At 68.7% G+C, this 13,181-nt stretch carries 11 protein-coding genes; 6 read left to right on the top strand and 5 right to left on the bottom strand.

Translation table 11 applies throughout. The features are described 5' to 3' along the window. Positions 1-88 precede the first annotated feature (88 nt). The gene (locus tag ACIA58_RS17550) at positions 89-4,213 is read left to right on the top strand and encodes an AAA family ATPase (protein WP_396404691.1); all 4,125 of its coding nucleotides are present in this window, start codon (positions 89-91) and stop codon (positions 4,211-4,213) included. Further along, complete coding sequence (locus tag ACIA58_RS17545) at positions 4,210-5,889, top strand: GTPase (protein WP_396404690.1); 1,680 nt, start codon at positions 4,210-4,212, stop codon at positions 5,887-5,889. The genes ACIA58_RS17550 and ACIA58_RS17545 overlap by 4 nt, the downstream gene beginning before the upstream one ends. Before the next feature lie 80 nt (positions 5,890-5,969). Here ACIA58_RS17545 and ACIA58_RS17540 read toward each other — a convergent pair whose 3' ends face one another. Further along, positions 5,970-6,587 (bottom strand): SRPBCC family protein, encoded by a 618-nt coding sequence (locus ACIA58_RS17540; RefSeq protein WP_396404689.1) that lies wholly within the window; start codon positions 6,585-6,587, stop codon positions 5,970-5,972. An 81-nt stretch (positions 6,588-6,668) separates the two neighbouring features. Further along, entirely contained in the window at positions 6,669-7,130 is a 462-nt protein-coding gene (locus ACIA58_RS17535) for a single-stranded DNA-binding protein (RefSeq protein ID WP_396404688.1), read from the bottom strand. 110 nt (positions 7,131-7,240) lie between these two features. Between ACIA58_RS17535 and ettA the strand changes: the two genes are divergently transcribed. From ettA to ACIA58_RS17520, 3 genes are all read left to right on the top strand, one after another. Then, positions 7,241-8,923 (top strand): energy-dependent translational throttle protein EttA, encoded by a 1,683-nt coding sequence (ettA, locus tag ACIA58_RS17530; RefSeq protein ID WP_396404687.1) that lies wholly within the window; start codon positions 7,241-7,243, stop codon positions 8,921-8,923. Positions 8,924-9,041: 118 nt separating this feature from the next. Beyond that, the gene (locus ACIA58_RS17525) at positions 9,042-9,380 is read left to right on the top strand and encodes an ArsR/SmtB family transcription factor (RefSeq protein ID WP_396404686.1); all 339 of its coding nucleotides are present in this window, start codon (positions 9,042-9,044) and stop codon (positions 9,378-9,380) included. Beyond that, positions 9,377-9,853, top strand: a complete 477-nt coding sequence (locus ACIA58_RS17520; RefSeq protein ID WP_396404685.1) for an SRPBCC domain-containing protein — start codon at positions 9,377-9,379, stop codon at positions 9,851-9,853. The genes ACIA58_RS17525 and ACIA58_RS17520 overlap by 4 nt, the downstream gene beginning before the upstream one ends. Before the next feature lie 24 nt (positions 9,854-9,877). On the opposite strand, the gene ACIA58_RS17515 is transcribed toward ACIA58_RS17520, so the two are convergent. Together ACIA58_RS17515 and ACIA58_RS17510 are read right to left on the bottom strand one after the other, a co-directional pair. Beyond that, on the bottom strand, positions 9,878-10,750 hold the full coding sequence (locus ACIA58_RS17515; protein WP_396404684.1) for an aminoglycoside phosphotransferase family protein: 873 nt from the start codon (positions 10,748-10,750) through the stop codon (positions 9,878-9,880). Between the two features lie 41 nt (positions 10,751-10,791). Continuing rightward, entirely contained in the window at positions 10,792-11,232 is a 441-nt protein-coding gene (locus tag ACIA58_RS17510) for a MarR family winged helix-turn-helix transcriptional regulator (protein ID WP_396404683.1), read from the bottom strand. An 83-nt stretch (positions 11,233-11,315) separates the two neighbouring features. On the opposite strand from ACIA58_RS17510, the gene ACIA58_RS17505 reads away from it, so the two are divergent. After that, the gene (locus ACIA58_RS17505) at positions 11,316-12,680 is read left to right on the top strand and encodes an FAD-dependent oxidoreductase (protein WP_396404682.1); all 1,365 of its coding nucleotides are present in this window, start codon (positions 11,316-11,318) and stop codon (positions 12,678-12,680) included. Positions 12,681-12,693: 13 nt separating this feature from the next. Here ACIA58_RS17505 and ACIA58_RS17500 read toward each other — a convergent pair whose 3' ends face one another. Beyond that, positions 12,694-13,152, bottom strand: coding sequence for a MarR family winged helix-turn-helix transcriptional regulator (locus ACIA58_RS17500; protein ID WP_396404992.1), 459 nt, complete (start codon positions 13,150-13,152; stop codon positions 12,694-12,696). Positions 13,153-13,181: the final 29 nt, after the last annotated feature.

Below are 13,181 nucleotides of genomic sequence, written 5' to 3'. Positions count from 1 at the left end.
GCCACCCGTCCACGCCGCCAAACGGGGATGACGATGACTTTGCTTCTGCGCTGTCCGACCGGGCACTCTGTGCTCGTGGGCGGACAACGTGGCTGACACCAGGTCAGCAGCTGGTGAAGGTTCGGAACCGCGGGTTCCGAACCAGGATCAGCCTGCCCAGGAGCTGGCGAACCTCATCGCCCAGTCCACCCCCAAACCCCGAGGCTTCTGGCGGCGCCGTCGCCGCAAGTCCACCCCGGACCCCGAACCCACACCTGACGGCTCGACCCAGCCCACTGCGGCATCGTCCGGCGCCGATGGTGCGGCACAGTCTGCTGGGAATGGTTCGGCACAGCCCGACGCAACCACCTCGGGCCAGTCCAGCGCGGGTACGACGGCGGATGCTCCGGCATCAAACGGTGCGGCCGCATCCGACTCCGCAGGCGCGGTGACCCAGGACGCCTCCTCGAACGAGGCCACAGCCGACGCCTCTGCTGAACCCGCCGAAGGCAGCTCCGACGCGCCATCCAAGTCCGCACAGGACCCAACGGACAGCGCCGCGGTGAAGTCCGCCTCGGACGCCCAGTCGCCAGGCACGCCGTCCACCGACCCGGCAGCGGACACCTCGGACGACGCGGCAACCGGCGAAGGCAGCTCCACGGATTCGACACCCGGGGCCAATCAGCCGTCGAGCTCCTCCGCCTCAACCGACACCGGCGGTCCGTCTACCGACGACGCAGCCGCGCAGTCTTCCGAGGCCGCGGGTGAGGCCGAGGGCACCGCCGCACCCGGGACTGAGGACGGCGCGGCACAGGCTGGCGAGGGCGGCCCGGCGCAGGTTGCTGAGGAGCGCCCGTCGGAGGTTGCTGAGGGCGGTGCAGCGCAGGCTGGTGGGGGCGACGACGTACGGGATGCGGACACCGCAGTGCCGGATGGGGCGCCAGAAGAGCAGCCGCGGTCGACCGTGGGTGTCGTGTACGAGCCGGATGAGTCACCGGACGGCTTTCCCCTCGAGTACGGCAACATCATCATCGGCCTCCCGAAGCAGCCCGAGACCTCCACCCAGGCCGCCGACGATGCCTCACCCGATACGGCTGACGAGACCACGGACGCGACGACGGATGAGCCCGCTGACGACTCAGGAGATGCGTCCCCGGACGGATCGTCAGACGGCACGCACGACGAGAGCGACGTCACCGACGAATCGGTGGCCGCCGCGGCTGAGCAGTCGGGCAATGCCGACGAGGCGAAGGACCAGAGCGCGGACGAGTCGACGGCTCCCGCCGGTGCGCCCGACCACGCCGGTGCCGTCTCGGAAGGTGATGGCGGTGCCGAGGCGGAAGGCGATGGCGGTGCCGAGGCGGAAGACGGTGGCGGTGCCAGAGCGGAAGACGGTGGCGGTGCCGGGGCGGAAGGCGACGGCGCGGTTGATGGCGGCTCAGCTGACGCGGCAGGCGACGGCGAGGCGGTCGGTGGCTCGGCTGGGTCTGCGGACGCGGCCACAGACCAGGCGGGGGATGGTGCGGCCGCGGCGGCATCAGACGGCGGCGCGGGTGATGCTGCCTCACACGGTGCAGTAGGCGATGGCGCGGCGGACGGTGTGTCGGGCGAGTCTGTGGATGAGGCGGCTGGCGCGTCGGCCGGTACCGCGGGACGGCACGCGGCTGACGGGCCGGCGGACGATGGATCGGCTGGTGACGCCGCGGAGGGTGCGTCGGACGCCGTCCATGAGGCTGGGAACGACAGCTCGGGTAAGTCGCCGGACGAGTCCGCCCGCGAGGCGGACGGAGGTGCCGACGGTGCCGACAGCGGTGCCGGCGGTGCTCACGGCGGTGCTGACGGCGCTGCTGACGGCGCAAGTGACGCCGCGGATGAGGCGTCGGACGAGGTGCACGAGGCAGGAAACGACGACGGGGACGAGGCGGGCGACGACCGCTCGGGCGAGGCAGCAGGCGAGTCTGCCGGCGTGGCGGAGGTTGGTGCGGCAGGCGGCGCGGTTGATGACGCTGCTGGCGGTGCTGCTGGCGGTGACGGCGACGGTGCTGGTGATGGCGGGGATGGGGCGTCGGACGGCGGGGATGAGGCGGAGAGCGGCGGCTCGGGTGAGGGGCCGGACGAGTCTGCACGCGAGGTGGATGGTGCTGCTGGCGGTGCAAGCGACGCCGTGGGTGAGGCGGATGGTGCTGCGGCGGGTGAGGCTGGTGCCGGCGCGGTGGATGAGGGCGTGGACGGTGCTGCTGGGGACGCCGGGGCTGTAGACGGTGCGGCGGCGGGAGAGTCTGCCGCGCAGGCGGCGGATGGGGCTGTCGACGGAGCGGCGGCTGATGAGGCTGCTGATGGTGTTTCCGATGGTTCGGCGGATGCTGCCGGTGATGTGTCGGCGGACGACGCTGACGGCACCTCTGGGGACGGTGCTGACGGTGCTGATGGCTCGGCGGCGGATGAGGCCGAGGCCGGGGAAGAGCTGACTGCGGAGCAGTTGGCGGAGCGGTTGGCGGCTGAGCAGGCTGCGATGGCTTTGATTACTGCTTTGATGAAGTTGCGGGGGGTGTTTGCCGGGAGTCGGTTGCCGCTGGAGGTTGTGGGGGCTGACGAGGCTCGGCAGCAGCAGAAGGCGATGCTGGATCAGCTGGACGACTACCTGCTGCCTCGGTTGGTGCAGCTGGAGGCGCCCGTTCTCGCGGTGGTTGGTGGGTCTACTGGGGCTGGGAAGTCGACGCTGGTCAACACCGTGATCGGCAAGGTGGTCAGTGAGCCGGGCGTGCTGCGGCCGACTACTCGGTCGCCGGTGCTGATTCATCACCCGGCCGATGCGGACTGGTTCGTAGGCGACCGGGTGCTTCCGGGGATGGCGCGGACGAGTTCGGAAGAGCCGGGTGGCATGGAGGACGCGGGGCAGCTGCGGTTGGTTGCCGCTGACACCGTTCCGCGCGGGCTCGCGATTCTGGACGCGCCGGACATCGACTCCGTCGTCGAGGCGAACCGTGACCTGGCGACCCAGCTGCTCGCGGCGGCCGACCTGTGGCTGTTCGTCACCACGGCGGCGCGGTACTCCGACGCTGTCCCGTGGGACTTCCTGCAGAGCGCATCGGATCGCAGTACGGCGGTCGCGGTCGTGCTCGACCGGGCTCCGAGCGAGACGATCGACGACATCACCGGCCACCTCGCCCAGATGCTGCTCGAGCGTGGTCTCGGTGACTCGCCGCTGTTCTCGATCCAGGAGACCGTTGTCGATGGCAACGGAATGTTGCCGCAGTCATCGGTTGCCTCGATCAAGGACTGGCTGGTCGACCTGGCTGCCGACGCGGAGGCGCGCGCGGCCGTGGTCCGCCGCACCCTGCAGGGCGCGGTCAGCGCGATGGTGAAGAAGACGCCGCCCTTCGCGGAGGCTGTGAAGGCGCAGGCGGACACGGCCATCGAGCTGCGGTCGTCGGTCGAGGCGGCGTACGACCAGGGCGTGAAGGACATTGCGAAGGCGTGCCAGGACGGGACGATGCTGCGCGGCGAGGTGCTGGCCCGGTGGCAGGAGTTCGTCGGCACTGGCGAACTCCTGAAGGGGCTGCAGTCCAACGCGGGCCGGCTGCGCGACCGGCTGAAGAACTCGCTCGGCAACAAGCCTGCTGAGACCCGCGACGTCAGTGACGCGATCCAGTCCGGCCTGGAGTCGCTGCTACGTGAGCACGCGACAGCCGCCGCGGAACGTGCCGAGAAGGTGTGGCAGGCAACAGCCCCGGGCCGGCAACTGCTGGCCGCAGGCGACGCCGAGCTCGCGAACGTCGGTGACGGCGGCTCGCTCGGGGCGTTGTCCCCGGACTTCCCGGATGCTGCGGCTCGTGCCGTCCGGGAGTGGCAGGCGTTCGTCCTCGACGTGATCCGCAAGGAAGGCGGCGCCAAGAAGTCGACGGCACGCATCCTGGAGTACGGCGTGAACGGGCTCGGACTCTCGCTCATGGTGGTGGTTTTCGCCCGGGGAACAGGGATTCCGAAGGGCGCCGAGGCGAGCGCCGGCGCAGGCAGCGCGGTTGTCGGGCAGCGACTGCTGGAGGCGGTTTTCGGCGACAAGGCAGTTCAGGGCATGGTTGATAAGGCAAGGGAGGACCTTGACGGTAAGGTTCATGCCCTGATGGATGCCGAATTCGCCCGCTATCTGGCTGTCCTTGACCAGCATCCGGTCGACGCCGAGACGGCCAGGCTACTGACGGAGGCCGCGCGCGCGGTGGAGGACTGCACGTGACGGAAACAGTGGATACGGTCGAGACCCCCACGCGGGGCGCGACCGATGTCCTGAAGAAGATCGACGCCCTCGACGTCGCCGCCAAGGCGGGTGACGGTCGGCTCGATCCGGTCGTGCTCACCGAGGCGACGCAGATCGTGGACAGGGCCGGACAGCGCCTACGCATGTCAGGCGACCTGACCGTGGTCGCGCTGGCAGGTGCGACCGGCTCGGGGAAGTCGTCGCTGTTCAACGCGCTGACCGGGCTCGACCTGGCCGCGATCGGGACGCGCCGGCCGACGAGCTCGATGCCGCTGGCCTGCGTCTGGGGTGACGAGCCGGCCGGTGAGGTGCTCAGCTGGCTGGGGATCCCGCGCCGGCACCAGGTGCAGCACCGCAGCTCGCTCGAGGAAGCCCACTCCGAGGACCTGGACGGCCTCGTCCTGCTGGACCTTCCGGACCACGACTCGACCGAGGTCGAGCACCGCCTGATCGTCGACCGGCTCGTGGAGCTGGTCGACATGCTCGTGTGGGTGGTGGATCCGCAGAAGTACGCCGATGCGGCGCTGCACAACCGGTACATCAAACCGTTCGCCTCGCATTCCGGGGTGATGGTGTTCGCGCTGAATCACATCGACAAGCTGACGCCGGACCAGCGGAAGAGCTGCCTCGAGGACCTGGACCGACTGCTCAAGATCGACGGGCTCAAGTCGCCGACGGTTGTCGCGACGTCGGCCGTCAGCGGTGACGGTCTGGAGGAGGTGCGCGGGCTGCTGGTCAAGCGGGTCAGCAACAAGCGCTCCGCGCGCGAGCGCCTCTCCGCCGACGTCGACCGGGTCTCGGACCGGATGGCCAGCCAGTGCGGCACTGCGAAGACACCTGAGATCGCCGAGGCGGACATCACCGAGCTGGTCGACGCGCTGTCGGACGCGAGTGGCCTGTCGGTCGTCTCGGACGCCGTGCGGCGCTCCTACCTGCAGCGTGCTCGGGCTGCGACGGGCTGGCCGCTGACCAAGTGGCTCGGACGGTTCCGGCCGGATCCGTTGCGTCGGCTGCACGGCGACCAGGTATCGCGCGAGCAGGGCAAGGCGCTGCGCAAGTCGGCGTCGAGCGAAGTGGCGATCGCCCGCTCTTCGTTGCCTGCGGCAACTCCTGTGCAGCGCGCGCGGATGGACGCCGCGGTCCGCACGATCACGAACAAGGCCGCGGAAGGGCTGTCCCGTCCGTGGGCCGATTCGGTGCGCTCGGCGATCCGGCGCCGCGAGGAGTCGCTCGGTGACGAGCTGGACCAGGCGGTCGCGCGCACAGACCTTGGTGCCACCAACAATCCGGGCTGGTGGAGTTTCGCGCGAGTCGTGCAGTGGCTGCTGTTCCTGGTCACGCTCGGCGGCGCCGCGTGGCTGATCGCCGTCCTCGTGGCACGGATCGCCGATCTGGACGACCCGCCGCTGCCCGAGTGGAACGGCATCCCGTACGCATGGGTCATGCTGGTCGGTGGTGCCGTCCTGGGGCTGGCGCTCTCCTTCGTCTGCCGGGTGTTCGCGACCAGCGGAGCGCTGCGGCGGTCCCGTCAGGTGGCGCAGGCGCTGCGGGGCGAACTGGAGAAAGTTGCCGACAGCCACGTTGTTGCGCCGGCTCGCGACGAGCTCACCGCGTACACGACCTGCCGGGACAGCCTCGCCACCGCCCGCGGCTAGGCGTCCCCGACCAGACAGCAGACCCGACAACCGGGGCGCGCGCAGGATCTCGCGCGCGCCCCGGGACCGGGTGCCAGTCGTCAGAGCTCGGCGTCGGGCGCGTACTGCGACAGGGAGATCCTGGCCGCGGACATCAGGTCGTCCTCGGTGGTCGTGCCCGAAGCGCGGATCGCTTCGATCCAGGCCCGCAGGGACTGCTCGTTGTAGCTGATCACCTCGGCGGAGTTGGCCATCGCGGCCGGGTCGGCGTCCTCCGGGAGCTCGCCGGTGACGTAGAGCGCGAGGCCGAGCAGTCCGCCGTCCCATCCGGGACCGACCCAGAGCGCGCCCGCGCCGCCGGGAGCCGGCGCCTCGCTCATCGAGTGCTCGAGCTCCAGCTCGGTGGACGCGTCCGCGCCGGGCAGCAGACGCAGCTCGAGAAGGCTGTTCGGACCGCCGAAGGTCACCTTGAACCGCTTGGGCGGCTCGCACTCCAGGATCTCGCCGCCGGCGTTGCCCTCCAGCTGGAACGCGCCGCCGACCTTCAGATCGCCGGAGACCGGCATGAACCAGCGCTTCATCCGCCCCGGGTCCGTGAGGGCGTCCCACACCTCTGCCGGCTCGGCCTGGTACGAGCGGCGCATCAGCACCGTCACGGTCTCGCCGGTACGGCTGACTTCGCGTTGGACCGCATTGATGTGCTCGAGGATGTCGATCACAGGTAGTTCCCTCTCCTGCTCGGCTGCTGGGATGGACCTCAGAATGCCGGGCCGGGCTTATATAAGTCAAGGCTGAGGTAATCATGCTGCCTCCGACTGCGGTGGCAGGGGCGTGGCAACGTACTCGTCGGCGGGGAACGGCGCGACCGTCACCTCAGGAACGGTGTGCTCACCGCGCGGAGCGGACTTGGAGAACGTCGCCGTGCCTCGGTTGAGGTCGTGGCCGATCGACGAGGCTTCCAGGATCAGGCGGCTGCGCTGCTCGCCTTGGTCGTCGGTCCACTCGTGCGTGCGGAGCTTGCCGGTGACGATCACCGGCTGACCGACGCGCATCGAGTCGAACGCGTTCTGGGCGAGGACGCGCCAGCACTCCACCGGAAGCCACGACGTGGTCTTGTCGACGAACCTGCCGAGGATCTTGTCGAACTGCCTCGGGGTGGAGGCGAGGCGGAACGAGAGGTGGGGGACCTGGCCTATCGCCTTCAAGTCGGGTTCGCTGCCGATCCGGCCGACCACGGTCAGGTGGATTTCGTTGATGCTCATCGAGGGTTCGCCTTCCGTGCGGATGTCCTGTCGACGGAGAAGATGCACCGGTCGCGCCTCGATCGGACGCCCGAATTCGTGGCTGTGGAGAAAACACATAGGCTCTAGGCATGGCGGAATTCATCTACACGCTTCGCAACGTCCGGAAGGCGCACGGTGACAAGGTCGTTCTCGACAACGTCACGCTGAACTTCCTCACCGGCGCGAAGATCGGCGTGGTCGGGCCGAACGGCACCGGCAAGTCCTCGCTGTTCAAGATCATGGCGGGGCTCGACCAGCCCTCCAACGGCGAGGCGCGGCTGGCCGATGGCGCGACGGTGGGGATCCTGCTGCAGGAGCCGCCGCTGACCGAGGGCAAGACCGTGCTGGAGAACGTTCAGGAAGGGGTCGGCGACACCAAGCAGAAGCTCGACCGCTTCAACGAGATCTCCGCCGAGCTGGCCGACCCGGACGCCGACTACGACACCCTGCTGGCCGAGATGGGCGACCTGCAGACCGAGCTCGACCACCGCAACGCCTGGGACATCGACGCCCAGTTGGAGCAGGCGATGGACGCGCTGCGCTGTCCGCCGCCGGAAGCGATCGTCGACAAGCTGTCCGGTGGTGAGCGCCGCCGGGTCGCGCTGTGCAAGCTTCTGCTGCAGCAGCCCGACCTGTTGCTCCTCGACGAGCCCACCAACCACCTGGACGCCGAGTCGGTGCAGTGGCTGGAGCAGCACCTGCAGAAGTACCCGGGCGCCGTCATGGCGATCACCCACGACCGGTACTTCCTCGACAACGTCGCCGAGTGGATCCTCGAGCTCGACCGCGGCCGGACGTACGGCTACGAGGGCAACTACTCGAAGTACCTGGAGACCAAGAAGGCGCGTCTGGTCGTCGAGGGCCAGAAGGACGCCAAGCGGCAGAAGATCCTGGAGCGCGAGCTCGAGTGGGTCCGGTCGAACGCGAAGGGCCGGCAGTCCAAGAGCAAGGCGCGCCTCCAGCGGTACGAGGAGCTGGCGGCCGAGGCCGAGCGGGCCAAGAAGCTGGACATCGACGAGATCAACATCCCGCCGGGTCCGCGTCTGGGCAGCACGGTCCTCGAGGTCAGCAAGCTGGAGAAGGGCTTCGGCGGCCGGACGCTGATCGACGGTCTGAGCTTCTCCCTGCCCCGGGCCGGCATCGTCGGCGTCGTCGGTCCGAACGGCGTCGGCAAGTCGACGCTGTTCCGGATGATCATCGGCGAGGAGCAGCCGGACAAGGGCAGCCTGAAGCTCGGTGAGACGGTCAAGATCTCGTACGTCGACCAGGGGCGCGGCAATCTGGACCCGAAGAAGACGGTCTGGCAGATGGTGTCCGACGAGCTCGACTTCATCAAGGTCGCGAACTTCGAGATGCCGAGCCGGGCGTACGTCGCGTCGTTCGGGTTCAAGGGCCCGGACCAGCAGAAGCCCACCGGCGTCCTGTCCGGCGGTGAGCGGAACCGGCTGAACCTTGCGCTCACGCTGAAGATGGGCGGCAACCTGCTGCTGCTCGACGAGCCGACCAACGACCTGGACGTCGAGACTCTGCAGTCGCTGGAGGATGCGCTACTGGAGTTCCCGGGCTGTGCGGTGGTCGTGTCCCACGACCGGTGGTTCCTGGACCGCGTGGCGACACACATCCTCGCCTGGGAAGGCACCGACGACGACCCGGCCAAGTGGTTCTGGTTCGAGGGCAACTTCGCGTCGTACGAGGCGAACAAGGTCGAGCGGCTCGGCCCGGAGGCGGCCCGCCCGCACCGCGTCACCCACCGCAAGCTCACCCGCGACTGAGCAAGCCACCTGACAAACCACCGAAGGGCCCCGCTTCCATGCACGGAAGCGGGGCCCTTCGTGGATGGCAACAGTTAGCCCTTGCGCTAAGTGTTGGCCACGAGCAATACTTAGCCTCATGGCACAGTATTCAGCCGAGGTCGACGGTGTGTTCGTCGCGCTCGCCGACCCGACCCGACGCCGGGTGATCCGGCGGCTCGGGCGCGGACCGACGAGTGTGGGTGAGCTCGCGGCGGAGTTCCCGATCACGCTGCCGTCGTTCATGAAGCACGTCCGGACGCTGGAGTCGAACGGGCTGATCCGCACGGTCAAGGTCGGCCGGGTGCGGACCTGCGTGCTGAATCGCGAGCGGCTGGCGCTCGTCGACGACTGGCTGGCCGAGCAGCGCCGGATCTGGACGGACCGCACCGATCGGCTGGAACGCCTCGTCACCGAACCCCTGGAGGAAGAGTCATGATCGATCCCGAGCTTGATCTGACCGTCGAGCGCGTGATCCGCGCGCCACGGGAGACCGTCTGGAGGGCCTGGACCGATCCGGCCAGGTTCGCGCAGTGGTGGGTGCCGGCTCCCGCGGTGTGCCGGGTCGAGCGGCTCGAGGTTCGTCCTGGTGGGGCGATGGTGACGCAGTTGAGTGAGGACGGGACGCAGTTCGTGCCGCATCTCGATGCGAGCTTCCTTGTGGTCGACGAGATCGAGCGGCTGGTGTTCACGAACGCGATCGACAGCCATTGGCGCCCGGCCAGCCCGGAGCCGTTTCTCATGACCGCTGAGGTGACGCTGGCGGAGCATCCGGACGGCACGGACTACCGGATCATCGTGCGCCATGGGACCTCGGCTGCCCGAGCACAGCACCAGGAGCTGGGGTTCGCGGACGGCTGGGGCACGGTCTTGAAGCAGCTGGCCGCAGTCGCCGAGGGCGAGATCCGATGAAGCTCGCGTCCTGACGGCCGTGCGTTAGTGCTTTTGTGCCACGTAGTCGTCCAGGACGGTCTGCACGACCGGGAGGTCTGAGGTGATCAGGGCCTTCCAGAGGGCCCATCCGCGGGCTCGGGCCCACATGGCGGAGTCCTGAGCCACCGCCTCGCGGAAGGCCGCGCGGGAGGTGCCGGAGAAGAACGTGTAGGCGATGACCAGGTCGCACGCCGGATCGCCGACGCCGGATGTGCCGAAGTCGATGACGGCGGACAGGCGACCGTCCTGGACGAGCAGATTGCCGCTCGCGATGTCGCCGTGGAACCACACCGGCGGCCGGTCCCACACTGAGGCCAGAGCTGCATCCCACACCTCACCCGCGAGGTCCGCGTCGATGCGGCCCTTCAGTACAGCGAGGGCCTCGATCGTCTCGTCGTGGTAGTGCTGCAGTGATGCGCCGCGGTAGAAGCTGTGCTCGCCGGCCAGCGGTCCGCCGGTGGCGTCGACGCTCTGCAGCGCCAGGATGAAGTCCGCGATCGACCGGGCGAATTCATCCAGATCGCCAACGGTGTCGGACGACGCTGTCTCACCTGAGATCCATCGCCGGATGGCCCAGGGATGTGGATAACCGAAGCCCGGCGCGCCCTTGGCTACGGCTGTCGGGATCTCCACCGGCAGCAGCGGCGCGAGAACTGGCAGCCAAGTGTGCTCCTTGTCCACCGCGGCCACATAGGCGGACGCCGTGGGGAGACGCGCGGTCAGGTCGGTGCCCAGGCGGTACGTCCGGTTGTCCCAGCCGTCGACCTTGACCGGAGTCACCGGAAGGTCGGCCCACTGCGGGAACTGCTGCTCGATCAGTCGCCGTACCAGCGTCGCGTCGATGCCGGCCCGGCCGTCTTGGTGAGAATCCGTCACGCGGAAAAGGTTCCCGAAACCAGCCGGCAGGCTCAAACGCTTTAGCTCCCGGCTTCAGCGATCGAGTCGGCGAGGAACGCGGAGATCGTCCTGAGCTCCTCGACGCTGCGGCTCGCGAGTACGCCGTGCATCCGCTTGCCCTGGTCGGCGTACAGCGGGACGAGCTTGTCCTGGATCGCCTCGAACGACGGCGTGACGACCACCTTGCGGCGGTCGCCCGGATCGGGCTTGCGGCTGACGAAGCCGTGAGACTCGAGCCGGTCGATCACGCCGGTGACCGTGCCTGAGGTCAGGCCGGTGCGCTCGGCGAGCTGCCGCGGCGTCAGCGGGCCGTACGTCTGCAGCAACGTCATGAACTGCGAGTCGCTCGCGCCGAGGCCGACCTTGGCCGACACGGCGTGGTTGTACAGCACCGCTTCGGCGATGAATCGGATCAGGCGCCCCTGGATCTCGCCGGTGAGCTCTTCACGAGTACTGGTCATGGTCCGCCTCAGCATAGGGCTTGCATTTCTCTCGGATCTCCAAGATACTCGGATTACCAAGATACTTGAAGGGACGAGACAAAATGAAGGTATTGGTGATCGGTGGCGGGACCGGCGGACTCGCGCTGGCGCACGGCCTGACGCGGGCCGGCATCGGCGTGACCGTGTTCGAGCGCGACGTGCTCCGGACCGACGGTCTGCACGGATACCGGGTCGGCATCGACCCGGACGGCAGCCGTGCGCTGCATGCGCTGCTGCCGAAGGAGCTGTACGACACGTTCGTGGCGACGAAGGCGCGCGATCCGAAGTACTTCAACATGCTGACCGAGGACCTCAAGGAGGTCCTCTCGATGGAGATCCCGGCGTCGACGGACCCGGTCGAGAGTGAGAAGTCGATCAGCCGGATGACGCTTCGCCAGGTGCTGCTGACCGGGTTGGACGACGTCGTCGAGTTCGGCAAGGAGTTCACCCGGTTCGAGCAGCACGGCGACCAGGTGACGGCGTACTTCGCCGACGGTACGAGTGCCACCGGCGATCTGCTCGTCGCCGCCGACGGGTCAGGATCGCGGGTGCGCCGTCAGTACCTGCCGCAGGCGAAGACCGAGGAGACCGGGATCGTCGCGATCGCGGGCAAGCTGCCGATCACCGCGGAGAGCGCCGCGTTGGTGTCGCCGAAGGTGTTCGAGGGCATCTCGATCGTCACCGCGCCACGCGGGTTCGCGTGCATCCTGCACGTGATGGAGTTCCAGTGGGACCGCGACGGTCGCGTGAAGAGCGGGATCGGCGGAAGCACCGAGGAGCTCATCCGGCGCTGGCCGGGTCTGCAGTTCGACAACACCCGCGACTACATCAACTGGGGTCTGTCCGCGACCATGGACAAGCTGCCGGCGAACATCATGAAGATGAGCGGCGAGGAGCTCGTCAAGGTCGCGCTGGAGGCCACCCCGGGCTGGCACCCGAACCTGCGCCGGCTGTTCGAGCTGACCGATCCGGGCACCTGCTTCCCGGTGAACATCTGGACCTCGGTCCCGCTCGACCCGTGGAAGACCACGAACGTGACGCTGCTCGGCGACGCGATCCACACCATGACGCCGGGCCGCGGCGTGGGCGCGAACACCGCGCTCCGCGACGCCGTCAACCTGTGCCGCAAGTTGATCGACGTACGCGACGGCCGGCAGGAGCTGATCCCGGCCGTCAACGAGTACGAGACCAAGATGATCGAGTACGGATTCGACGCCGTGATCAAGTCGCGGGCGCAGATGACGTCGGCCGACCCGGTGCACAAGCCGGTGGTGGGGCGCGTCGCGCTGGCCGGCATGCGTACGGCGATGCGCACGGTGAACCACCTGCCGCCGGTCAAGCGGCGGATGCGCGACTCGATGATGGCCTACCGCGGCGCCGACCGGGACGAGCTGACCCTGGAGATCACGCCCGGCCCGGCGGCCTGATGATGAATGCTCCTCAGCGCTGCCCGATGTGCTCCGAGACCGAGTCGAACACGCGCCCGACGGCGGCGAAGTCCTCGGAGCTGGCGAGGTCGACCAGGTTCTCCCGGACGCCCTCGACGTGGTACGGCGCGGCCTGCTCGAGCAGGGCGAAGCCCGACTCGGTCAGCTCGGCCCAGACGCCCCGCTTGTCGCTGGTGCACGACGTCCGGCGCACCAGGTCGGCGGCCTCGAGGCGGCCGACCGTGTGGGTCAGGCGCGACCGGCTCTGGTGCAGCCGGTCGGCCAGATCGGCCATCCGGAGCCGCCGTTCGGGCGACTCGGAGAGCCGGACCAGGATCTCGTAGTCGTTGATGCCGAGACCGAACCGGCGCAGGTCGTCGTCGAGCTTGGCCATCAGGCGTGCGGTGCCCAGCAGGTACGCACGCCACGCCACCTGCTGCTCGGGGCTGAGCCACCGAGTCCCAGTCTCCATCGTCGTCACGGGAACAGTGTACCGGGAAT

The organism is Kribbella sp. NPDC051586 (genome assembly GCF_044453965.1).
In the GTDB taxonomy this organism is placed as follows: Bacteria; Actinomycetota; Actinomycetes; order Propionibacteriales; family Kribbellaceae; genus Kribbella.
Note: the sequence above shows the minus strand (reverse complement) of the source record. Positions and strands in the feature narration are given on the sequence as shown.